The following is a 24,658-nucleotide window of genomic DNA, read 5'->3' on the forward strand; positions in this document are numbered from 1 at the left end:
TATGTGATGTAAAAATTATTTCAACATATGACGGATGACATAATGCAAAATACCGCCGTGGTAGAAATAATCCAGTTCAGTTCCAGTATCAATACGACACCGAGCCTCAATGACCACCTTACGCCCATCAGCATAAGTCATTTTTACCGGTACAATCTGACCAGGCTTGAGGTTATTCATCCCGGCAATATCAATCGTTTCATCACCTTTCAGATTGAGCGTTTTACGGTTTACGCCCTGAGGGAATTCCAGTGGTAATACCCCCATACCAATCAGGTTAGAACGGTGAATACGTTCAAATGATTCCGCAATCACCACCCGAACCCCCAATAACCGGGTTCCTTTCGCTGCCCAATCGCGGCTTGAACCAGAACCATATTCTTTGCCGGCAATGACAGCCAATGGTGTTTTTTCTTCCTGATAACGCATGGCCGCATCATAAATCGCTAATGGTGTTTGAGATGGAATATGGCGGGTATATCCGCCTTCTACACCCGCAATCATCTCATTACGAATACGAATATTGGCGAACGTTCCACGCATCATCACTTCATGGTTACCACGCCTTGAGCCATAGGAGTTAAAATCTTTAGGATCAACGCCATGCTCTTGAAGATAACGCCCTGCCGGACTGTCAGCTTTGATATTCCCCGCCGGGGAAATGTGATCTGTGGTGACAGAATCACCCAGAATCGCCAGGATATTCGCACCATGAATATCCGTGATAGCCTCCGGCTCTGCTGTCATCTCACTAAAGAATGGCGGGTGACGGATGTAAGTAGAATCAGGCTGAAAATCATAAGTTGCAGAACTGATGACGTCCAGCGACTGCCAGGTCTCATCACCATCAAAGACTTCGGCGTACTCTTTGTGAAACATGCCAACTTTAACTTTATCAACCGCTTCCGCAATTTCTTTGCGGTCAGGCCATATGTCTTTCAGATAGACATCATTACCTTGCTGATCCTGACCAATAGGATCGTTAGTCAGATCCTTTTTCATGCTGCCGGATAAAGCATATGCCACAACCAATGGGGGTGATGCCAGCCAGTTGGTCTTTATCAAAGGATGGATCCGGCCTTCAAAGTTCCGGTTACCAGACAGGACCGCACCGACGGTAAGATCGGCTTGCTTAATCGCAGTTTCAATAGGTTCAGGCAATGGCCCGGAGTTACCAATGCAAGTTGTGCAGCCGTAACCCACCAGATTGAAGCCAAGTTTCTCCAGATAGGGCATAAAGCCAGCAAGTTTAAGGTAATCCGTCACCACTTTCGAGCCGGGTGCCAGTGAGGTTTTTACCCATGACTGGCATTTAAGCCCTTTCTCAACCGCTTTTTTCGCCAGTAAACCCGCAGCCATCATCACACTGGGGTTGGATGTGTTGGTACAGGAAGTTATCGCAGCAATAACCACCGCCCCCTCTTCTAACTCATAGTTCTTGTTATTCAGATTAACGGAGGCGGAGGCGACTTTTCCTTGTGCTTTATTCATCTCCAGATCAATGGCTGACTGAAATGCCTGCGGTACCCGCTCTAAAGCAACCCGGTCTTGGGGACGTTTCGGCCCGGCGATACTGGCTTCCACCGTAGACATATCCAGTTCCAGACTGTTGGTAAATACCGGCTCATCACCCGGATTTCGCCATAATCCCTGGATCTTACAATAGGTTTCAACCAGAGCAATCTGCTGTTCTGTGCGCCCGGTTAACCGCATATAACTCAGCGTAATCTCATCCACCGGGAAGAAACCACACGTTGCACCATATTCCGGTGACATATTGGCAATGGTTGCCCTGTCTGCCAGCGGCAAGTCAGCTAACCCATTACCATAAAATTCAACAAATTTCCCAACCACACCCTGTTTACGCAGCATCTGTGTCACTGTCAGCACAAGATCTGTCGCAGTAATTCCTTCGCGTAACTTTCCGCTGAGTTTAAAACCCACCACATCAGGGATAAGCATGGAAACAGGTTGTCCCAACATAGCCGCTTCCGCTTCGATACCACCAACTCCCCATCCCAGAACACCAAGGCCATTGATCATCGTGGTGTGAGAATCAGTACCAACCAGGGTATCAGGATAAGCTAACTCTCGCCCGTTATGCGTTTCATGCCAAACCGTTTTACCCAGGTATTCCAGGTTTACCTGATGGCAAATCCCGGTTCCTGGCGGTACAACACGAAAACGGTTAAATGCTTGTTGTCCCCAACGCAAAAACAGGTAACGTTCATAGTTACGTTCCATTTCTAATTGAACATTTTGTTCAAAAGCGTTTTCCGTGCCAAATTTATCCACCATAACGGAATGGTCAATAACCAAATCAACCGGAGACAATGGATTAACCTGTTCAACATTGCCGCCAAGGCGCTGAACGGCGTCCCTCATCGCCGCTAAATCAACAACGGCAGGCACACCCGTAAAATCCTGCATCAATACACGTGCTGGCCGGTAAGCAATTTCCCGATCTGCATGACCGGTATTTTGCCAATCAATAATCGCTTTTAAATCGTCATCAACAACAGAGTTGCCATCAATATTGCGCAGAAGATTTTCCAGAAGAACTTTCATTGATTTGGGCAAGCGGGAAATATCACCTAAATGTTTAGCAACCAGTGGCAAGCTGTAATAATCATACTCTTTACTTGCAGCGGAAAGTGTTGAAACACAAACCTTTTTTAAATCAAACGACATAACTCCTCCTTCTTATTATGCTGGCATCATTCAAAGCCATCTTATGAGCATGACACAAGTTAAACATAACATATAAGCAAATAATTGTTTTTTATTACCACACAATTTGTCAATTCAAAGTATCCATCAGAATTTAAGTAATAAATTTTGATGATTTAGTTGGGTAAACAATCGAATGACAATCAGATAGAATTCGTTTTCCAACAGATCAATTGGATTCGAATTATCAATTAAAAGAATAAGGACAAAATTATGGATATAAGAAACTCAATTATAAATCACCAGGAACATATCGAGAAAATCAATGAAGCCAATAAGTTCTTCCACATTGATGGAGCTTATTTTAATATAGAAAATACAAATACATACAAAGAAAAAGATGGTTTAGTTCAATTCATTATAGCAACACAATTATCTGATCAAAAAGATGTTCAGGAAAAAACGAATAGTTTAAGTCAAACATTAATTGCACTTTCCTCCATCGCGACTAATTATGTCAATAAACATGCAGAAAAGCATGGAGAGAAATACAAGACAGATATGGCATTCTGGACTCAAGTGGTCAACAAACTCCCTTTAATGGGGACCAGCAAAGTTGAATCCAAAAGCTACACAGACTCATTAACGGGTCTAAGTATCTCAAAAAGTTTTCTTCATTTTATCATGAATGTTGTTGTATTCGAAAATACAGATATGCTGGCAAATTTCGCTGACTTTCTTACCAAACAAGGAGAAACGATTCGTTTAGGCATACGGAAAAATAAAGGTTTTTATTCTACTGTCACACTGACAGTTGCCATAGATACCTTGGTTGTCGGAGAAAAGACGGTATATATTCCAAAACTGAAACTCTATCGAATTAATTTCGATAGTAATAATTCAAACTTTTTATCAAGTTGTGCTTCTAATGAGAATGTTAATATTGATTTTGAATACTCATCCTTAATATCGGTCTTAGACTACGAAGCGCTCGAACATCCTGATCTTAAGGCCAGTTTTGATAATTTCATTAATAAACACAGAAAAATGTCAATAGAAGATTCCGATGATTTTTTCAGTGGTGAGTTTGATCCAACCTGATAAATAAAATCCGGGAGATAATGGAAGTCATTATCTCCCTTACTATTTTATTATATGATTGGCAATTTGATATCTTTGAACATGATTTCGATATCTTCATTTGAGCGCAAAGCAACCGCCTGATCAATAACATCACGCGTCAGGTGAGGTGCGAAACGCCACATAAAATCATACATATAGCTGCGCAAGAAACTACTGCGCCGAAAACCTATCTTAGTTGTGCTGTAGCTGAATTTATCTCGCATATCAATGCAAATAAGGTCTTTATCCTGCACCGGATCAACCGCCATGCTGGCAATAACCCCAACCCCCAAACCCAACCGGACATAAGTTTTAATGACATCAGCATCAGTAGCAGTGAACACAATTTTAGGTTTTAGGCCCACTTTATCAAATGCAACATCTAATTCAGAACGACCGGTAAAACCAAAGGTATAAGTGACCAGTTGATATTCTGCCAATTCTTCAATTGAAACATTCTCTTTACCCGCCAGCGGATGATCCTGTGTCACCACTAACGTTCTGTTCCAATGGTAACAAGGCAACATTATCAGATCTTCGTATAAATGCAGCGCTTCAGTGGCAATAGCAAAATCAGCATTACCTTTACTCACCGCTTCCGCAATTTGTGTTGGCGACCCCTGGTGCATATGCAAAGAGACCTGCGGATAACGCTCAATAAATCCTTTAATCACCGGAGGTAATGCATAACGGGCCTGTGTATGGGTAGTAGCGATATATAACGAACCACGATTCGGATAAGTATGTTCACTGGCAACTGACCGGATTGCATCAATTTTAGACAATACTTCACGAGAAATTCGGACAACCTCTTCACCTGCGGGAGTAACATGCGTCAGGTGTTTACCACTGCGGGAAAAAATCTGAATACCTAATTCATCTTCAAGCATTCTGACTTGTTTACTGATCCCTGGCTGAGATGTATACAATCCTTCCGCCGTAGATGAAACATTAAGGTTGTGGTTTACCACCTCCACGATATAACGAAGTTGTTGCAATTTCATATAAGCACCATCCCAAAATAAACGCTGTGAACGATTATGACTTAAAACTTGACCTGATATTGCCGTTTGCTATTTATTATAACTAATAGAAATAATACTGTTATCGCATATAACCACTATAACACGGTTATATATTTATATAACGAATAATTAAAAAATCATAACGAAAGTTATAGCCACATTTTTATGCCGATATTTTAAAATTCTGTTGATAGATGAAAAAAGCCAACCTATAAGGTTGGCTTAATAGAAAAAAATAACTTCATTTTTGAGAAAAAGAGCGTATTGACTCTCTTAAAAATTATTACTGTTTATCTTTCTCAACCCATTTTCCATCAACATAAAACACACTCCACCCCGTTGCCTTGCCGTTTTTCTCTGAAGAAGCATATTGCTGTTTAGTTTTGCGACTAAAACGGATAACAGTTTTATGACCTTCAACATCAGCCACAGGCGCATCAGCCAGATAGCGTAGTTTTTCCGGCAGGCGGTCTTTAAAACGAGCCAGCTCTTCTACCAACGGAGCTCTGGTTTCCTTCGATTTAGGAAAAGTATTCGCGGCTAAAAAGACGCCAGCGGCACCATCACGCAATACAAAATACGCATCAGACTTTGCACAAGGCAGTTCAGGTAACGGAACCGGATCTTCTTTTGGTGGGGCAACTTCTCCGCTACGCAAGATCTTACGGGTATTTTTACAAGTTTCACTGGTACAGCCCATGTATTTACCAAAACGCCCCATTTTCAGGTGCATTTCAGCGCCACATTTATCACACTCAATGACAGGGCCATCATATCCCTTAATACGAAACTCGCCCTCTTCCACTTCATAGCCATCACAAGCAGGATTATTACCACAAACATGTAATTTACGCTGGTTATCAATAAGATAACTGTCCATCGCTGTACCACATTTTTTACAACGACGACGAGCACGTAATGCGTTTGTTTCCGCATCATCCCCTTCCAAAATATTGAGAATTTCATTTTCAGGGATAAGGTTGATCGTCTGCTTACAACGCTCTTTAGGTGATAACGCATAACCGGAACAACCCAGGAAAACGCCAGTGGTTGCCGTGCGGATACCCATAGGACGATGGCATGTCGGACACTCAATGGAGGTAATCACCATCGGATTGGGTCGCATCCCGCCATCTTCCGGGTCTTTATTGGCAATATCAAGCTGTTCACTGAAATCAGTGAAAAACTCATCTAAAACCCCTTTCCATTCAGCTTTATTACTTGCAACTTGATCGAGCTGATCTTCCATTTGCGCGGTAAAATCATAACTCATCAGCCCGTTGAAATTCTCTTCCAGCCGATCAGTGACAATTTCCCCCATTTTCTCTGAATAAAAACGACGGCTCTCCACCCGAACATAGCCACGATCCTGAATCGTGGAAATAATGGAAGCGTAGGTAGACGGGCGACCAATACTGCGTTTTTCCAGTTCTTTAACCAAGGATGCCTCGCTGTAACGTGCTGGCGGTTTGGTAAAGTGCTGGCTTGGGAGCAGTTGTTGCAAATCAAGTTCAGTACCAATGTCAACAACAGGCAAAGTGTGGTCTTCATCACCCTTGCGCAATACAGGCATCACTTTTGTCCAGCCATCAAAACGTAATGTACGGCCCTTGGCGCGCAATTCAAAATCACCCGCCTGTACCGTAAGAGTTGTGGAATCGTATTGTGCCGGTGTCATCTGGCAAGCAACAAACTGACGCCAGATAAGCTGATACAGTTTTTGCGCATCCGCATCCATGTCTTTCAGCTGTTCAGCCATGACATCAACACTGGAAGGACGAATAGCTTCATGCGCTTCCTGTGAATTCTCTTTGCTGCTGTAAGTATTCGCGGTTTTTGGCAGGTATTTATCACCAAAATTATCACCGATATAACCACGAACCATATCCAACGCATCCTGACTCAGGTTGGTTGAGTCAGTACGCATATAGGTAATATACCCAGCCTCATACAAACGCTGGGCCATCATCATGGTCTTTTTAACACCAAAACTTAAACGCGTACTGGCGGCCTGCTGCAATGTGGAGGTGATAAATGGCGCACCCGGTTTACTGGATGTTGGACGATCTTCACGATCAATAACCTTGTAACGGGCTTTTTCCAGTAACGATATAGCGGCCTGAGTTTGCTCACCATTAACCGGCTTAAACGGCTTACCCTGCTTATGAGTCACTTCCATATGCAGTGAAATTTCACCTTTCGCCAGTAAATCAGCGTGTAACTGCCAATATTCTACCGGTACAAACGCTTTAATTTCGCGCTCTCTTTCTACAACAAGGCGTACCGCCACAGATTGCACGCGACCGGCAGAAAGCCCTCTGGCAACCTTTTTCCACAGTAGCGGAGAAACCATATAACCCACAACCCGATCCATAAAACGACGGGCTTGTTGCGCATTTATCCGGTCAATATTCAATTCACCCGGATTATCAAATGCCTGTTTGATGGCATTTTTAGTAATTTCATTAAACACAACCCGGCTAAAACGATCACTGTCACCACCAATCACCTCCCGCAAGTGCCATGCAATGGCTTCTCCTTCACGGTCAAGATCCGTTGCGAGATAAACATGATCTACTTTTTCAGCCAGCGATTTGAGCTCTGCCACGACCTTCTCTTTGCCTGGCAAAATCTGATAATCAGCTTCCCAGCCGCGATATGGGTCAACCCCCATACGGCTGACTAATGCGGCTTTCTCATCTTTTTTGACCTTCTTCTTAGACTTATCGGTAGATGAGCTCGAGCTCTTTTTGCTGGCTGAACCGCTGGTCGGCAAATCACGGATATGACCCACGCTGGATTTCACCACGTAGTCACTCCCCAAATACTTATTGATTGTTTTGGCCTTTGCCGGGGACTCCACTATTACAAGAGCTTTACCCATAATTATCTTTACCTAGTTATCTTTTCAGATGGCGAAATTCACAGCGTCCATATCACGGTATTTAAAACCTCTTTTTATATTGCGATAGATTCGCAATATATCAACTTATTTTTATTCAGATGATCTGTCCGAAGCCAAAACATGTTGAATTACTTAAGGTATTTTAGATACCGCCCATGAGTTATGCAAATGGATGAAGCGAATCGTAAACAAAATCTTCCATCTACATGACGAAAAGTTCACACTTTACCTGATAAAAAATGATGCGCAACAAATTATTTTTGATAAGGGTTGAGAAATGCAAAAGGGAACGACACCGATTAAACGTGAACAATTATTAGAAAAAGCCAACCGTGTTATCCGCCCACATGAGGATTTTATTCAGGGTATGCACGTAGACGATGTAGCACAAAAAGGGAATATATTGGTATTCCGTCGTGCATTTTTTCTGGGTGAAGAAAAAACGAATAGGCAGATAAAAAATCATTTAAAACTATATCTGCCGGGTATATGAAACACTTTGTACTATAAACTTTAAATATTATTTAATCTTCAGGGGAAGATCGGAGAAAAACCCCGCCATCATGACATTAAACCTCTCCGGCACTTCCCAGAATGGCCCATGCCCAAGATTGGTTAAATTATAAACACGACCAGTCCAGAGATTTTTGTAGGTTATTCCATTGATATAGTCAATATTGACAAATAAATCTTCCGCCCCATTGACAATCGCCAGAGGAGTTGGGTTTGTTTCAACCAACAATCGTTGATCCATGACATCTGGTGAAACGGATGCTTCGGACATATATTGCCGGGCTAAACCATCAGTCCGTGCAACTGCGGCTCTAAGAAGGGGTTCACTAAGCGCGTTTTTGCCATACAGCGCCAGAGTATAATCTGTCATTTCCTCTTCAGTCAGCGAAGCCTTACCCGATATTGCCATGAACCGGCTTGGCTTAAATCCAAGGCTGACATTTTCTGCGCCTGGACTAACCGGAGGCGTGCCACAAATCATCAATCCAACAATTCCAGGGAATCGCGAGATCATTTCCAACCCGATATGACCACCCAGCGACCATCCGAAAACAGCCACTTTATTGATGCCTAATTTTTCCAGCACTTCGATAATGCAGAGAGCATAACCCGATATTGAATAAGTCCGGCGAGGATCCACTGCGTTTGATGAAGCACCATGCCCTGGCAAATCAATAGTCAAAATGCGGTATTCATCGCCAAAACATCTCACTTGATGGCGAAAAACGTCTTTACTGCTTGAATTACCATGTATAAAAAGTACAGGTAACCCGTTACCGCCAGTATCAGCAACAGAGATGACAGCATGACTGGTATGAATATCGTACTGCGAAATAGCCATAATACTTTATTTCCTTAGGAATATTATTAATAAATCGCCATTTTTTGGGATATGTATAGTGCGTTTAAATGCGCCGCAGGCGCAGTACAAAAGTGACTTATACTTACTTGGAAATCAGTCAGATAGAACACATAAACGCGAAGCCAGAGTACCAATTATCAGTGTAAAAAATCCTGACTCTCATCACACAGGTGAAGTGGTATGTAAAGCAAATTATGTAACACCTGTAATGTTTTAACAGGGACAAAATATCTGGTTTTTCAGGGGAATAGCATCTTAACGATAAATGGGAAATGAGCGAGGCACGGTTCAATCAGCGTATCCGCCGGGCTGTTAACCGACACGATTATCAAGGCGCCCCTGAGCGTTAAGAAAAAACGCCGTTTTTTGGGTACGCCAAGATTTATTCATTCAAAGCCGGGGTATTTTAATCAAAGCAAAGGCTTTTCTCCTCTCTGCCACCAGCGTAATAGCAGTTTATCAACACTTTCCATTGCGCTGCCAGTGAAACGCTCTACCATGCGTTTACGGTGGATATAACTGACACCAATAACTTCACAATGATCTACTTGAGCAATTAGCAGATCATCACTGACACCCATTTCGTCAATCAATCCCTTTTCTTTCGCCTGTGTGCCATACCAGTATTCACCTGTAGCGACGCTTTCCACATCAAGCAATGGACGATGTGTATGAATAAATTCTTTGAACAATTCGTGAGTCTGATTGAGATCTTCCTGAAATTTTTTCCGGCCCTGCTCTGTATTTTCCCCTAAAAAAGTCAAGGTGCGTTTATATTCACCAGCCGTATGCAGTTCTACATCAATATCATTTTTCTTCAATAATTTATGAATATTGGGGATCTGAGCGACCACCCCAATAGAACCAATAATGGCAAATGGCGCGGCAACAATACGATCAGCAACACAAGCCATCATATAACCACCACTGGCCGCCACTTTATCTACGACGACAGTCAGGCGGACACCTTTCTGACGCAGACGGGCAAGCTGGGAAGCGGCAAGTCCGTAACCATGAACCATTCCACCGGGGCTTTCAAGACGCAGTAAAACTTCATCTTTTGCATCTGCCACTGCCAAAACTGCGCTAATCTCTTCACGTAATGAATCCACTTCATGTGCATCCATACTGCCTTTAAAATCCAGCACATAGAGGCAAGGTTTCTGTAATCCTTTCTGCCCTGTCTTAGCTTCACTCTTCTTCTGCTTGGATTCGAGCTTTTGCTGTTTATTAAACTCTTTGTACCAGATTTTTCTTTCGGCTTCGGTCATGCGGGCCCGCTGCATTTGACGCTGTTTATCCCGGTATGACCCACCGAGATCTATCAGTTTTAGCTCGCCTTTCAGCGAAGATTTCCGCATTCCTACACCAATACCAAATATTGCCAGGCCGATAACAGCTAATACCAGCGTTATCACTTTGGCTAAAAACAACCCGTAAAGAGATAAATACTCCACAAAACCCACCTTTGTCTTCTGATAATTAATAGTTTTCATTCTAACTAAAAATCGATATTAACGCCTGTAATGTTTCACCATCTACTTCCTGAGCAGTCAGCCTTTACAAATTTGACTCAATATATCAATTTCTGTTCTGATAGCCTGAACTGCCTCCAACGGTAACAAATCGCTCTATCAATAACAGGAAATCTGCAAATGTTACATTACCAACCTAAACATGACCTCCTACAGCAACGTATTATTCTGGTTACAGGCGCTGGAGATGGGATTGGTCGTGAAGTGGCGTTGACTTATGCCCGTTATGGAGCGCAAATGATCTTACTTGGCAGAACCACACACAAACTGGAAGCCGTCAAAAAAGAGATAGAACAAGCAGGTGGCACCCCTGTAGCGATTTACACCCTGGATCTCCTCACTATCACAGCCGAAGGGTGTAAAACATTGGCTGACGATTTAACGAAACATTATCCGCATCTGGATGGTGTATTGCATAACGCCGGATTGCTGGGTGCCGTCGCACCAATGGCAGAACAACCGGTTCAGTTATGGCACGATGTTATGCAAGTCAACGTCAATGCGACCTTTATGTTAACTCAAGCATTGCTTCCGTTATTATTGAAATCACCCCACGGATCATTAATCTTTACCAGTTCAAGCGTTGGCCGTGAAGGTCGCAGCGGTTGGGGGGCTTATTCCGCCTCTAAATTTGCAACCGAAGGTATGATGCAGGTTTTAGCAGCAGAATATAAACACAGTTCTCTGCGCGTTAATTGCATCAACCCTGGTGGTACACGCACAAATATGCGTGCCAACGCATTCCCTAACGAAAATTCTGCTAAACTAAAAACACCAGCGGATATTATGCCGCTGTATCTTTATCTCATGGGCAGCGACAGTCTGCGTAAAACAGGCATCAGTTTTGATGCACAACCCGGACGCAAAGCAGGACCAGCCGAATAATGACAATCAATGATAACCAGCACCAAAAAAGGCAACAACGCCTGAAAGAAAAAGTGGATTCCCGTATTGAAGCCGCCCAGTTAGAGCGGGGAATTTTCATTGTTTTTACTGGCAATGGTAAAGGCAAAACCACGGCAGCTTTTGGCACAGTGACCCGTGCGGTAGGTCATGGGTTACGTGCCGGTGTTATCCAGTTTATAAAAGGTCAATGGGCAAACGGCGAGAAAAATCTGCTGGAACAGCATGGAGTGAATTTCCATGTTATGGCAACAGGTTTTACCTGGGAAACCCAAAGCCGGGAAACAGATACCGTAGCCTGCCATCAGGTATGGCACCACGCGTTGGAGATGCTGGCTGATCCTGATTTGGATCTGGTCGTACTGGATGAACTGACTTATATGGTAAGTTACGGCTATCTTCCTCTTGAAGATGTGATTACCGCTCTGAAACACCGGCCAGAACACCAATCCGTTATTATTACCGGCCGCGGTTGCCACCGTGAATTATTGGAAATGGCCGATACCGTTACAGAGATGCGCCCGGTAAAACATGCCTTTGATGCCGGCATTAAAGCACAAAAAGGAATCGACTGGTAAAAAAAGGCCCCGTGATGACACGAGGCCCATAAGAATAGAAATTAGCGGCCTTTTGGTGCAGTTGGACGCCCCGCATTCTGGCGGGAGCTACCCGGACGCTTTCCTGCCGATGGCCGTGATGTCCCCTGAGTATGGCGTTTAACTGCACGGCGGATTTGGTTAGCTTTAAGACGGCGTTGATCACGCTCAACCGCCACTTTGGAAACCATCTCTTCATTCAAACCTACTAATTGGCGCAAATAGTTAGTCTGCTCCAGGCCAAGTTCTGTCCAGCCACCGCGTGGTAAACCTTTTGGCAAGCTAATATCACCATAACGGACACGAATAAGACGGCTCACCTGAACACCCACCGCTTCCCAAAGACGACGAACTTCACGATTGCGTCCTTCTGTCAGCGTGACGTTATACCATTGGTTCATCCCCTCACCGCCTTTAAACGCAACAGTACAGAATGATGCCGGACCATCTTCCAGTTGAATCCCTTTGGTCAGTTGTTTCAGTTTGGCTTCATCAGCTTCGCCAAAAACCCGAACCGCATATTCGCGCTCAACTTCGCGGCTTGGATGCATCAAACGGTTAGCCAACTCACCATCCGTAGTAAACAGCAATAAACCACAGGTATTCACATCCAGACGCCCAACCGCTATCCAGCGGGAACCCAATAGCTTAGGCAGACGATCAAAAACGGTTGGCCGCCCTTCTGGATCATGGCGGGTACACAGTTCACCCTCTGGTTTGTAATAAGCCAGAACACGGCAAACCGCTTTTTCTGATTCTTTAATATTTAATATCCGGCCATCAAGGCGGATTTTTGTGGCGGGCTGAACTTCAATACGATCACCTAAAGTAGCAATCTTACCGTCAACACTGACGCGCCCCTGTTGAATATAACCTTCTACTTCGCGGCGGGAACCGTGGCCGGAACGCGCGAGAATTTTCTGTAACTTTTCAGATTTCTGTGTCTTACCGCTCATTGAGCAACCTCTGCTGTCGCCTTCACAGGCGTCGTGTTATATATCAATCAATACGTCATAATAGAAAAATATTATAACAAACTGATTTTAATAAATTTTTAACGAGAGTGTTAGAGTACAAGTCATACATTCCCGTCCGTAGCCGGGCATTCTACACTAACTTTCTTTAAGAACAATGATTCCATAAATATATCCGTAAGCCTCCCCCAAGAAAATTGAGAGGAGGTATTTGTCCTGCCTGGATTATAAAAACGGCGTCACATTCCCGGCACCTGCACGTATTACAACAGGTGTATCTTCAGTCAAATCAATTACCGTTGTCGGTTGCTGCCCTAAATAACCACCATGAATAATCAGATCAACCAGTTTACCCAAATTATCTTTAATTTCTTCCGGATCAGATTCAGCAAAATCATTCCCCGGTAAAATAAGACTGGTGGACATGAGTGGTTCACCCACTTGTTCCAGAAGCGCCAACGCAATTGGATTGGATGGAACACGTAATCCTATTGTTTTCCGCTTATCATTCATCAAACGACGAGGAACTTCTTTCGTCGCACGCAAAATAAATGTGTAGCTGCCTGGTGTATTATTCTTAATCAGACGAAAAGCCGAATTATCAACATAAGCATAGGTCGATATCTCTGATAAATCCCGGCACATTAAGGTGAAATTATGATTACTATCCAACTGGCGGATACGGCATATTCGGGTCATCGAATCTTTATCTTCCAGATGGCAACCAATCGCATAGCCGGAATCAGTTGGGTAAACCACTACCCCACCTTTTTTGAACACATCCACACTTTGCCCTATTAAGCGTGGTTGCGGATTATCAGGATGAATATAAAAAAACTGGCTCATAAATTGCCTCTTAATTTTATGCAGCCCCTACAGTGACCAGTTGCGCCATATTGGTACCACATCACCGGGTAACCACAATTTACGCCCTAACTCTATCCATGAACAAGGCTGGTGAAAATCAGAACCTAACGATGCCATCAAATCATACTCTCGTGACAATTGACCGAGATGTTTCCGCTCGTTAGGTGCCTGTCGGCACTGTGCAACCTCCATTGCATCACCACCATGTTGCTTAAACCAGATAATCAAACGTTTCAACCATTTGGCAGATAAATCATATCGCCCCGGATGCGCAATCACTGCCTGTCCGCCGGATTGATGAATAGCATCAATAGCTTGTTCAATTGTACACCATTGCGGTGGAACGTATCCGGTTTTTCCCCTTGCCAGATACTTCTTAAATACTTTCGCAATGGTCGGCTCTTTACCGATTTCTATTAAGTAACGAGCAAAATGGCTCCGCGTCACCTGACCACCACCCGCTAACTGACTTGCTCCTGCCCAAGTATCAGGAATACCTGCCTTTGCCAGCCTGCGACCTATTTCAATTCCACGCGCTTTTCTGAGTTCAGCCTGTTTACCCAGCAATTCAATCATTGCAGCTGCCTGAATATCTATATTCAGACCCACAATGTGAATCTCCATACTTTCCCACAGGGTAGATATCTCAACGCCGGGTATTAATTTCAAGGGCAGATGATGATGGCAGATATGTTCATGGGCCAGAAGAATAGCATCTGTCGTATCATGATCAGTCACTGCCAACACATTTACCCCCATGGTTACCGCCCGCTCAACCAATTCTGATGGTGAAAGAGAACCATCCGATGCTGTCGTATGGCTATGAAGATCATAAATTGTCACCAACTCAGTGGTTGAATTTGTCATTATTCCTTTTCCTGCCCGAATAGATTAGAACATACGACCGGGTAGCTTAACGGTAAATGGCTGCGTTTTACAGAAAAGAACGGTATTCAGCCCTAAAATACCGGGCTGAATATTATCATTTTAAGAGGTAAGAAATTTCACACTTTTTTCTATAAAGAATGAAAGTTAATCAGAACTTTTCTTCATTTCACCAATAGATTTCAAATAATGAGGCTTACCCGGATTATAGAGCGGTCCCATGTCGATGGTTTCATCATTAGATTTAGCAACATAGCCCATCCCTTCTCTGGCTGCATTTGCTAATAAGCCACAATCCTGATCGCCTGACCAGGAAAATATACCACCCAGTTTATTCTTGGCTGCATATTCAGCTTTCTGTTTCACCGTGCGCGGCGTATCTAATGAGATAAAGTGCCCTTCTTTTTCACTAAATAAGAAATCGGCATCGGCATTGGTATCCGTCATTAACACAAAACTATTTTTCCCGGTAGCAAGAGTATGTTCAGTATCCAGATAATTATTAACAATATCAAAGAATTCAGGTGATCCTTTTTCCATTGTTCCTAATGCATCGCCATCTTTATTATATTCGCGTGTTGCAAGATTTGCCCCTTTGCCTGCACGGCCATAGTTAGCATAACCTAAATGGATTTTCTCCAATGGTATACCAAGTTCCTGATGTAAATAATTGATAGCAACTTCTGCGGATAAATCGGATTCACTTGATGGATCAGGATCTTTCGGCGAATAAAGATTAGTATGATGCCCGATGTAAGGTGCCCATCCGGTACCGAAATAGTCATAACTCATTAAGAAAATATTATCCAAACCATTCTTAACTAATTCTGCAATATTAGAAGTGGCCAGCTTCGATTTTACGCCACTACAAGCAATGGAGATCTCTTTCCTGTCTTCTCGTCCAAATCTGCTATCCAGAGATGCACGTAGTTCTTTAATTAACAAAGCGTAATACTCTCCATCTTTCGGATCAAAAACATTACCATCTTCACCTGGGCTTCCTGGATATTCCCAGTCAATATCGACACAACTGAACATGGGAAAACGCTCAAAAAAATCAACAACGCTGTCAACAAAAACGCGACGTTTTGTCTCATCAGCCGCCATCACTGAGAAATAACCGGACATACTCCAGCCACCAATACTAAAAGCCAATTCAAGTTTATGACCCGCTAAACGCGCTATTTTCTGTAACTCGCGTAATCCACCTAATAAGCCCGATGCTTTCTTTTGTTGATAATAAGGCAAAAATGTTCCTGGACTGATATCTGTATTCGCGCTTTCTTTAGGTAATCCCACATTACGAGCAGTTCCTAAATCCCCATAGGGATCAAGAGGAACAATATGGCCTTCAGTAATTTTGACATCACTTTGGTCATTCCAACCCTGCCAAACTTCATTGATTTTGTCTTTTTTAACGCCGGTATCACCACAAATACCCAAGAAGCTAAATATTAACTTATCATAGGCAGTGACATTAATCGTGCTTAAATCAAATCCTCTTCCCCGTTCATCCGCCGTCTCATTATGACCATCCAAGCGTGCATCATATTGGCACCAGTCAGTAACATAAGCAGAAAGTTTAGGTCTGGATTTGTCACTTTCATATTCATTATACATTGGACGACAAACACGAGCCGCAGTGTAGGAAAGATTGTTACCTGAACCATCCGGCTTAAAATTAACATCTGGTCGCTGATAAGTTTCCTCTGTAATCGCATCCTGCTGTAAAACCGGTGAAGGGATCTCTTCGGTTGGATTAACACTCCCGTCAGTAGGATTGCCGTGCTGTTTTATTTCTTCTTCTGTCGCTGGACGGATATATTTCCAAGCATTGTGCGGTGTTCCATCGTTGGAAGCAGGATCGGGAATCTGCCAGCGTTCAACCCAATAAGTATTGGTATAAACACCACCATTGAAAATGACATTATAAACTTGCCCACCTGCTTGATTTTTCCATGCAGTTAACGGTTCACCAATAATATCACTGACATCGGACATGGATCTTGATGAAGTATAAGTATATTTGTTTACCATTTATAAACTCCAATGAGATTTATATTTAGCCTCTACATGGGTAGAAGAGGCTAATTTAACTATTAAAGATAACAAGTCAGAATTTTAAATTCAGATGACTGACTTATTTAATGCTCAATTCTCGCCATTATGAATCTAAACTTTCCTTGTTTAATAACGCCTTAACAGCCATACCAAATGATGCCGGCCCTTCTTGCGCGGTATATCGAATATGAAGGATAACATCTGTCAGACTGTCTAAATCCTGCGAGGTATTGGTAAATTGGAAATTCCAGCTCGATCCTACGCCTACCCCTTCAAAAGGTAAGAAACGCTCATCATCGAAATTAAGCGTGAACATTCCACTGTCATTAATACCCGTAGATAAAGCGATTTGTTGGTTAGGCTGTATGCTGCGCACAGTATAAGGGGTTTCCGCCCTAGCCCCTTCTTTCAACATTTTTTCAACGGTTTTGAGATCCGCTTTTGTCGTATAACTGCTCACACCCGACAAACTTAATTTGGCACAAATATCTTCATAAGGCCCAATTAACATCGGCAGCGTGACTGAAACAGATTTAATCCGACGATTAAATAAGCCCGTATAATCCGGAACAAAATGTTTGGTTTCATCCAAATTAAACGTAATTGAATTATGCGATTTCAAGGTTTGAAGTTTTATATCCCACTCCTCACCTAATAATGATTTAAGCGAAATCGTTTTAATAATTTCCAATCTACGTGAATTTTGCTCAACATAAGTACGTTCCATACGTTGCAGAGCCAATTTCAAATTCTCACCGACCAACAACCCCTGATAGAGATCATTCCAACTCCCACCGTCAACAAAATTCTGCTCGCCTAGCCCAAGTTCATACTGCAAAGAGGCTTGAGCAGACAAACACAACGATGAAACAGCATCATAAGCCTGCAAATAGAGACTGGAGATCTGGCTAATCATCCAGGTATATAAACTTTCATTAGTAAAACGGCTGGAGAAATAGGCCAACAATGCCTGAGATTGTTGCTGTTGAGCTTCAACCTGCGCCAAACGCTTACGGGCGGCACTGACCTGCAACTGTTGAATATTGATTTGTTGGTTAATAGAATTAACTTCCCACTCGGCCTGCTTATATTGCAATTCCCACTCTTGCCGGCGGCGGCGATAAGATTCAGAAACACTGAGACTTTCCGCTTTAGTATTGTCAGATTGGTATTTCAGTGTCGCTATCTCAGCAACCGCATTCAAAGCTGCTCCCCAGCGCGAACCACCGACGGCTAATCCATAAATATTGGGGACTAAATCCAGCGCTGCCGCAGCCGTCCTTGATACCTGTGAAGCTAATAGCGCAGAAGATGCCTGAGATTGCAATTCAATAACCTGCTGCTCCGTTGACGAGATATTCTCATCATAAAGACTTTTATAATGCTCATACCGTTCCTGAGCAGATTGTTTACTCACTTGCAGTGCATCAAGGCTGGCCTGGTTAATATTGATATCTTGTTGTTGGAGGTCAACGGCAAAACGGTAGAGATCATTATTCTGCACCATCTGAAATGATTCAAAACTCAGATTGTCTTTACGCTCCAACACGCTTAACAATGTGCTGCCAAATTGTATCAAGGTATCAACACCAGATTTTGCCCGTGCCAACATCGGCTCAAAACGATAATTTGGTACTCTGAAATTCATTCGGCTGGCATTTCTGGCAGTAACAACGCGTTGATAACGTTGATTCATTAATCCTCTGGGAGAAATTTTCGAATCATAAAGATCCATAGAAATTTCTTTTCCATCCAGCGTCAGATTATGCCGTAAATTATAAATCCGGGTTTCTATTCTATCCCACAGTGCCGTTAACTCTTCATTGATAGGTTTCATGAAAAGATCATTATCAAGAGCACGGATGGTTTTATCATGAACCACCGCAGCATAAGGCAAAGGATAACTTATCATCTCCAATTCACGTACGGCACTATTCTTCTTATAGGACGCATCCTCAAGAGTAATCGGCTGCCAGGAACTGGCTAATTGAAGATCAGGGCGGGCACCCAGCAAAGAACTTGCGGTTGCATAGCTCAGTCGTGCCAGCGTTCTCGCCGTAGGCTGTAGCTTCCGATATTCCATATCACCTTGATCGATAACATTTTTAACATAAAAGTTAAAAATAGCCTTACGATAATGAATAGGTTCACTGGCAGAAATTGCATCAGGATCAGTCGGCTCTATCAGGCTCCGCAATCGTTTTGGCTCGTCAATGATCGGACGGCTATTCCAATAACGTGGCTTGTCCTGTGTTAATGCTGGTTCATCACTACTCTCAAAAGGGTTAAAAATAAACTTAATCCAGCGACTGGCTTCTTCATAACGCTGTTCTACATTAAACCGCCAGGACACCATAAATGGCATATGGAAGAACAGTTCCCAGAAATAAATACCATTTGCCCCTTTAAGATCGATAGGTTTTGCATCACTGCCGGTAATCGGCTCTTCATGAATATTCTGAGTTTCCCAGCTCAGAACTTTATCCAGTTTTTGACTCGCCTTGCTAATTAATTCCTTTGCAAAAAGCGTATTTAAACGAATCGCTTGATCAGAATACCAACTTTCTGGTTGCTCTTCTTTTGGGAATTGCAAATACTGAGTTTGTTTAGTCTGTTTAATTTGCACCTTATCACGAACCAGTTTACCTACACTCAGTTTAGTCTTAATTCTACCGGCAATATCATTCCCAGTTTCTGACGGTAGGCTAAAACCGGTGACAACAGTTACATCACCTCTGTCACACCGATTCAATGTCGCACTCAACTTTGGCTCATAATCTTCCGGGGTAAGCACCTTATAATTCAACCAACACCGTTCACCCTTACTGTCCTCCAACCAAATACAATAAAGGATATTTTTACTTCTGCTGAAATCATATTTATACGTTGAACTGGACGTCAAATACATATTCAATGTCCCTTCAACATAAGCAGCGTCCAGCTTAAAATCGTCTATTGTCCCCAGTTGCCCTTCAAATGTTGGGGGTTCGGCGATCGGCCATTTCATATTATTATTCACCGGATAAAGAACCAGTTGTTTATATTCTTCCGGCCCTCCATTCAATTTTTCCCGAAAATAGAACCAGACTAAAGCGGCACCATATGCATCCAAATCAGATAACTTCGAAGTAGATTTAGGTAGATCAGTTGCTTCCATTAACAGATTGTCACAAACGTAAGTGAAAACTTCATCATAATCATACGACGAGCCGTCTTCATTTTTACCATTCAAACGAACAAATGCGACCAACGCTAAACGTTCAGCATCTCCGGTACGATCAAGAACAGCAATCAGCTCTTTCATGGGATAATCAAGTAAATCTTCACGAACTGTCGTACCGGTACTCCAGGTACCATCAAACGCCAAATGGGCCAAATTCAGTTTGGTACGATACTTAATACTATTATCTTTATCTTGCTTTTCTTCCGCAACTTCAAACCAACTAATATACAATCGACCATTCAGAATAATTGGACGAACAATACCGTTACGTGCATTTTCTAAAGGGACATTAATCAGCTTCCACTCACTCCAGGCCGTAGGATATAATTCGTCAGTCTGGCTATTACGCTGCTTCGCATCTAAAGTCCGCCAAAAATAGCGGTAGGGTTGAGTACGTGTCTTCGCAATGAAATAGATCTTATCATCAGCAATATCAATACCATTTTCGTAGCCGGCAATAACCTCTAAATTACTAACCTCTTCAAAGTTATTCAGGTAACCTAATATCGCTTTCTGAGCAACATCATCCGTGAGCTTTCCTTGATTGAGCGCACTCTCAAGTTGGAAAAAGAATTCGGTCTTTGTTAAACGTAATGTGGGATCGACATACACTTCCGGGTAAATAGCAAGTTGCTGATTTGCAGACCAATAGCCATAACGATTAGCAAATTCCTGCCAATTATCCGCATCTTCCTGAGTCATCGATAAACCTGACTCTAAATTCAAGACAATACGGTTAATATATTGTTGTACAGATTGGGTAACATGTGCGACACGAGCTGTTTTTACTTTAGAAGAAACCTGAGTGTCTAATAACAGAAAATCATACAAATCATCAACGTTTTTAATTTTTTCACGCTGGGATTGAAAAGCAGTATCATGGGGAACAATCTGACCAAGATAATAATCCACTAATGCGTCACGCAGGTTTTCCTGTAATTTTGCTTCAATTAAATTAGACATTCTCATCATCTCCTTGCGCTTTTAATGCGGCCATGACAGCTTCACCGATACTTTGGAAAACTTCAAAATCTGAATTAACGACAAGTGCACCAGCATCTAACAAAGGCTCAACGGACAAATTCGTTTTCACAGCAAGTTGCTGCAATCGTCGTACCCAATCTATTTGAGATAGAGTCATTGCACGTTTTTCTTTTAATTTACCTTTCTCACAAGCAAGGAAAATTTCATCAGGATCCCAACCTAAAATTTCAGCCAGTAATTGTGCACATTTATAACTTCCATCACTCTCTTCTTTTTTTGCTAAAGATTCGCTGTTAGCAAATGTAAAATATTCCTGAATCTTGTCTTCACTTTGTTTCGCATTTTCCAGTAAATCCTGATAGCGATTCAGTAGAAAAATTTCATCTAACGATAATGATATTTCCGTTGTTTTATTTATCGTTAGGCCAAACCATTCAGGTTCTGTCAGGCGTAATAACAACAGATTGTTACTTATACTCAATGCGTTAATTAACTGAGTATAAACCAATAAACTATAAGTCAAATCCAAAAACGCCGTTGGAATATCTTCAACTTTTTCTGGCGTGTTATCTAATACCATTTTCAGTACTGAATAAACACTACTGCCCAACCAGCGAAGTTGTAACGGAACAATATCCCTTGATACACCGTATTCGCCCGCAATGGCACTGGACAATAGGCTTTCTTGTGCAATCTTAACTTGTAAAATAATCTGCAAGACAATATTAATTTGATTATCTTCTGGCGTTATATTTTTGTTACTGAGAATATCTTCAATCTTTTTCTTCAATGATTCCTCGTCCGTCTGCCCCCATACCAATGGAATATTTTTCACCAATCCATTATTCTTATCAAAAACACCATCGTTATCTGATAGAATATTCCACCAATCTATATCCTTTATTTCTTGCCGATTAAAATCGGATTCTTTTAAACACACATTATCAGTCAAACCATTAGAAATTCCTCTATAAAAAGTCAGCATTCCATTTGTTGGAACGACGGGAAGCTCGGTTTTCCCCAATAACAGGGAAAGCTTGATTGGTGTCAATTTTGTTTTAGCCAACCAGGAAGTTAAAACTTCCATCTGTGAAATAATATTGAGGATATCATCTTCATCTCCCAAGATCGGTATATTTGCTAAATATCCATTTTTTCCTGTCAAAATATCGGCCAGGATCAATCCATCTTCCGCAGAAAAACCAAATAATCGTGGGATAGTGACCAAACGATAAAGTCTGGACACCACATCGAGATTACAAACTAATTTACCAGAAGAGAGATTTAACCCTTTCTCAACCACAGGCGCAATCACTTGAAACGTGGATAAAGGAATGGCTAACCCTGCACACAATTGTTTGACTGTCTTTGCTCCATTCCCCTGATTTTCCGTATAATTAAATTCACTGCCATCCAGAATTAAAGGCTGATCAAAAAGTTTAGACTGATTAAAAATCTGATCAAAAAATGGAATATTATTACTGATGGAGAATGGCGTAATTTGATATATCCATCCAGCAAACGTTTCTGGTAATACCTTATATTGTATCGCTAAGTGCCGAAATAAACCCAATGCTCTTAATGTATTATCAGTAATAGCCAGATCTGCATTCTTTTGTTCAGCTTTTATTGCTGAAGTAATAAGTAAGTCAAGCTGATGATATGGCAATTCTAACCAACGCTGTAAGCGAATAAAGCGATTCATTCGGTCATAGCGAAAATCAGAAACTGCACTTATCTCGCGCCCATAATCGGTTCTGATAATCCCTAATGCGTCCAGTTGCCCGACATTGATATAAATACCACCATAATGGTAAGGCGCCGGAAAATTTTCTGACGTTTGTCCACGACCAAAGATGGGGTTAGAAAATACCACATTTGGCGAAACTAACGGCCGGAAATCACCGCGACTAAATAGGTGTTCCAGATCTATCACTGTCGATCCTGTTTGTTGACCAAAAGATCGAATCTCTTTTAATTTCACACTGTCATCGGCTGAGAGACCATAATTATCCTGGAAAAATTGCTCAGCTTCTGGCAATAATTCAGATTGTGCCGTCCCTTGTTTAGCAATCGCAAAACGGTAAGTCATTGTCAGGAAATTAACGCCTTCAATATTGACCGATGCGTTATTCGTACTCTCTTTCGGCATTGCTGCATAAACTGTCATTTCACCAAAGAAAGGGCCATTATCCAGATTGCCAATTGCACTATTATCACTCTCTACATAAGTTAACTTTAATTGCCGGCTAAATGGAGGTGAATTATTAAATGGTTCCATTCTCGCTTTTACACGATTATAGGTCAGAACATTTTCACCACGAAGTTTAACTTTGACAGTCTCTTTGGATTTATTTTCGCAGGTAATGACAATCTCATCATAAACTTTATCAGCACCCTCACTCAACGACGTCGGGCCTGTGATATTTTCACCAGAAAGAATAATATAAGCATGTTTTGAAATATCATGTTCAGGTAATACTTCTGTTGTACTGTTACTGAAGTAACTCTTAATAAGTTGCTCACGTGACAAAAAGTTTTGTGAAAACGGACTTTTCTCTTTCAGTAAAGTCATTTGCTCTTTACTCAATTGAATATAAGCAAGCAAAGTTTGATCACGTTTTTCAGTTAAAATATGCCAGGGGAATTGCTGATCCACTTGCTGAATAATCGAGCCCAACTCAGTCTCTTTTTCGGCCAAGCCTTTATTTATCTGTTGAGAAGGCAGGTTATAAGGTAGTATGAATGGAAAACGGGTCTCTCCTAAAACCTGATTAACCGGCTTATCCGCATGGCCTGTTTGATCGATATATTCTCTGGCACTTTTCGACAAAACATCATTCACAACAGATATTGCTGTGATCTCTTTGTAAAGATTATCACTATCAAGTAATAAGTCAGGAATATCTGCGCGCCTTTGCTCCAACCCCACGGCATTATTAGAACCATCTAACTCTATTTGTTTGACAAACTTATAAAGATCAAGCAGGTAATTTACCGGGCTATCAAGAGCCTCAATAGCACCTGGCTGACAGAAGTTATCCCAAGGTTCAGGAAATAAGCTGCTGTAATCAGGTAATTTTTCTTTCTCATCGGCATTATCCTTGCTATAAGTAAAACTCCTTGCCTGACTATTCGCTTGCCTTAATGTTGAACCATCATAATCTCTAAGTTGCCTTTGCCGATAATTTTGCACCAGTTGATTAGCAGCACTAACAGCTTTATCAAAAATCACCTCTGCATGACCAGATAAAGATTCATTATGGCGTTTAATAAAACGCTGCTTTGATACTTCAATAATGTCAAAAATTGAGTGATAACCCAGCCGCTGGAGCGTATTAACCAATGTGACGGTGGAGTTATCTTTTTCCTGTGCTGAATCCAACCGCATATAACTCATCGGCAATATTGGCGATTTTACTTCTGCCACCGCAGCCAATAATGGAGATACTTTTTTTATATCCTGTTTTTCACCAGGAGAATTTTTATATTTATCCATTGTATTATTCCAACCTAATTAATCGGAAACACCT

15 protein-coding genes are annotated in these 24,658 nt (G+C 42.0%); 4 read left to right on the top strand and 11 right to left on the bottom strand.

Annotation, left to right across the window (positions count from 1 at the left end; genetic code table 11):
* Positions 1–15: 15 nt before the first annotated feature.
* Positions 16–2,691, bottom strand: coding sequence for an aconitate hydratase AcnA (acnA, locus tag C5471_RS02735; RefSeq protein WP_133812963.1), 2,676 nt, complete (start codon positions 2,689–2,691; stop codon positions 16–18).
* A 252-nt stretch (positions 2,692–2,943) separates the two neighbouring features.
* Between acnA and C5471_RS02740 the strand changes: the two genes are divergently transcribed.
* On the top strand, positions 2,944–3,771 hold the full coding sequence (locus C5471_RS02740) for a hypothetical protein (RefSeq protein ID WP_133812962.1): 828 nt from the start codon (positions 2,944–2,946) through the stop codon (positions 3,769–3,771).
* Between the two features lie 50 nt (positions 3,772–3,821).
* Here C5471_RS02740 and cysB read toward each other — a convergent pair whose 3' ends face one another.
* Together cysB and topA are read right to left on the bottom strand one after the other, a co-directional pair.
* On the bottom strand, positions 3,822–4,796 hold the full coding sequence (gene cysB, locus C5471_RS02745) for an HTH-type transcriptional regulator CysB (protein ID WP_021325452.1): 975 nt from the start codon (positions 4,794–4,796) through the stop codon (positions 3,822–3,824).
* Positions 4,797–5,100: 304 nt separating this feature from the next.
* Positions 5,101–7,701 carry a type I DNA topoisomerase gene (gene topA, locus C5471_RS02750; protein WP_133812961.1) on the bottom strand — a complete coding sequence of 867 codons (2,601 nt, stop codon included), beginning with the start codon at positions 7,699–7,701 and terminating at the stop codon, positions 5,101–5,103.
* 298 nt (positions 7,702–7,999) lie between these two features.
* Between topA and C5471_RS02755 the strand changes: the two genes are divergently transcribed.
* Positions 8,000–8,215 carry a DUF2498 family protein gene (locus tag C5471_RS02755; RefSeq protein ID WP_133812960.1) on the top strand — a complete coding sequence of 72 codons (216 nt, stop codon included), beginning with the start codon at positions 8,000–8,002 and terminating at the stop codon, positions 8,213–8,215.
* A gap of 27 nt (positions 8,216–8,242) precedes the next feature.
* Here C5471_RS02755 and C5471_RS02760 read toward each other — a convergent pair whose 3' ends face one another.
* Positions 8,243–9,076 (bottom strand): alpha/beta fold hydrolase, encoded by an 834-nt coding sequence (locus C5471_RS02760; protein ID WP_166295608.1) that lies wholly within the window; start codon positions 9,074–9,076, stop codon positions 8,243–8,245.
* A gap of 431 nt (positions 9,077–9,507) precedes the next feature.
* A complete protein-coding gene (gene sohB / locus C5471_RS02765; RefSeq protein ID WP_133812959.1) occupies positions 9,508–10,554 on the bottom strand; it encodes a protease SohB in 1,047 nt (348 codons plus the stop codon).
* 198 nt (positions 10,555–10,752) lie between these two features.
* Here sohB and C5471_RS02770 point away from each other — a divergent pair, with 198 nt between their 5' ends.
* Both C5471_RS02770 and cobO read left to right on the top strand, forming a co-directional pair.
* Complete coding sequence (locus C5471_RS02770) at positions 10,753–11,517, top strand: YciK family oxidoreductase (protein WP_133812958.1); 765 nt, start codon at positions 10,753–10,755, stop codon at positions 11,515–11,517.
* Positions 11,517–12,113: a cob(I)yrinic acid a,c-diamide adenosyltransferase gene (gene cobO, locus C5471_RS02775; protein ID WP_166295611.1), complete on the top strand. Its 597-nt coding sequence runs from the start codon at positions 11,517–11,519 to the stop codon at positions 12,111–12,113. Before C5471_RS02770 ends, cobO begins: the two co-directional genes overlap by 1 nt.
* Before the next feature lie 41 nt (positions 12,114–12,154).
* Here cobO and rluB read toward each other — a convergent pair whose 3' ends face one another.
* The 6 genes from rluB to C5471_RS02805 form a co-directional block, all read right to left on the bottom strand.
* Entirely contained in the window at positions 12,155–13,087 is a 933-nt protein-coding gene (gene rluB / locus C5471_RS02780) for a 23S rRNA pseudouridine(2605) synthase RluB (protein WP_133812957.1), read from the bottom strand.
* 243 nt (positions 13,088–13,330) lie between these two features.
* Positions 13,331–13,951, bottom strand: coding sequence for an L-threonylcarbamoyladenylate synthase (locus C5471_RS02785; protein WP_133812956.1), 621 nt, complete (start codon positions 13,949–13,951; stop codon positions 13,331–13,333).
* A 27-nt stretch (positions 13,952–13,978) separates the two neighbouring features.
* Positions 13,979–14,839 (bottom strand): RNase RNM, encoded by an 861-nt coding sequence (gene rnm / locus C5471_RS02790; protein ID WP_133812955.1) that lies wholly within the window; start codon positions 14,837–14,839, stop codon positions 13,979–13,981.
* 165 nt (positions 14,840–15,004) lie between these two features.
* Positions 15,005–16,894: a glycoside hydrolase family 18 protein gene (locus C5471_RS02795; RefSeq protein ID WP_133812954.1), complete on the bottom strand. Its 1,890-nt coding sequence runs from the start codon at positions 16,892–16,894 to the stop codon at positions 15,005–15,007.
* 127 nt (positions 16,895–17,021) lie between these two features.
* Complete coding sequence (locus C5471_RS02800; protein WP_166295614.1) at positions 17,022–21,104, bottom strand: Tc toxin subunit A-related protein; 4,083 nt, start codon at positions 21,102–21,104, stop codon at positions 17,022–17,024.
* Positions 21,097–24,624 (bottom strand): Tc toxin subunit A, encoded by a 3,528-nt coding sequence (locus C5471_RS02805; protein WP_133812953.1) that lies wholly within the window; start codon positions 24,622–24,624, stop codon positions 21,097–21,099. The genes C5471_RS02800 and C5471_RS02805 overlap by 8 nt, the downstream gene beginning before the upstream one ends.
* Positions 24,625–24,658 lie beyond the last annotated feature (34 nt).

The organism is Photorhabdus tasmaniensis (assembly GCF_011189505.1).
Lineage (GTDB): Bacteria > Pseudomonadota > Gammaproteobacteria > Enterobacterales > Enterobacteriaceae > Photorhabdus > Photorhabdus tasmaniensis.

Coding starts and splice junctions, on each gene's coding strand:
- C5471_RS02760 (WP_166295608.1), bottom strand. CDS start 9,076: ATGGCTATTTCGCAGTACGATATTCATACCAGTCATGCTGTCATCTCT.
- C5471_RS02800 (WP_166295614.1), bottom strand. CDS start 21,104: ATGTCTAATTTAATTGAAGCAAAATTACAGGAAAACCTGCGTGACGCA.
- C5471_RS02785 (WP_133812956.1), bottom strand. CDS start 13,951: ATGAGCCAGTTTTTTTATATTCATCCTGATAATCCGCAACCACGCTTA.
- acnA (WP_133812963.1), bottom strand. CDS start 2,691: ATGTCGTTTGATTTAAAAAAGGTTTGTGTTTCAACACTTTCCGCTGCA.
- C5471_RS02795 (WP_133812954.1), bottom strand. CDS start 16,894: ATGGTAAACAAATATACTTATACTTCATCAAGATCCATGTCCGATGTC.
- topA (WP_133812961.1), bottom strand. CDS start 7,701: ATGGGTAAAGCTCTTGTAATAGTGGAGTCCCCGGCAAAGGCCAAAACA.
- cobO (WP_166295611.1), top strand. CDS start 11,517: ATGACAATCAATGATAACCAGCACCAAAAAAGGCAACAACGCCTGAAA.
- C5471_RS02740 (WP_133812962.1), top strand. CDS start 2,944: ATGGATATAAGAAACTCAATTATAAATCACCAGGAACATATCGAGAAA.
- rluB (WP_133812957.1), bottom strand. CDS start 13,087: ATGAGCGGTAAGACACAGAAATCTGAAAAGTTACAGAAAATTCTCGCG.
- rnm (WP_133812955.1), bottom strand. CDS start 14,839: ATGACAAATTCAACCACTGAGTTGGTGACAATTTATGATCTTCATAGC.
- C5471_RS02770 (WP_133812958.1), top strand. CDS start 10,753: ATGTTACATTACCAACCTAAACATGACCTCCTACAGCAACGTATTATT.
- cysB (WP_021325452.1), bottom strand. CDS start 4,796: ATGAAATTGCAACAACTTCGTTATATCGTGGAGGTGGTAAACCACAAC.
- C5471_RS02805 (WP_133812953.1), bottom strand. CDS start 24,624: ATGGATAAATATAAAAATTCTCCTGGTGAAAAACAGGATATAAAAAAA.
- C5471_RS02755 (WP_133812960.1), top strand. CDS start 8,000: ATGCAAAAGGGAACGACACCGATTAAACGTGAACAATTATTAGAAAAA.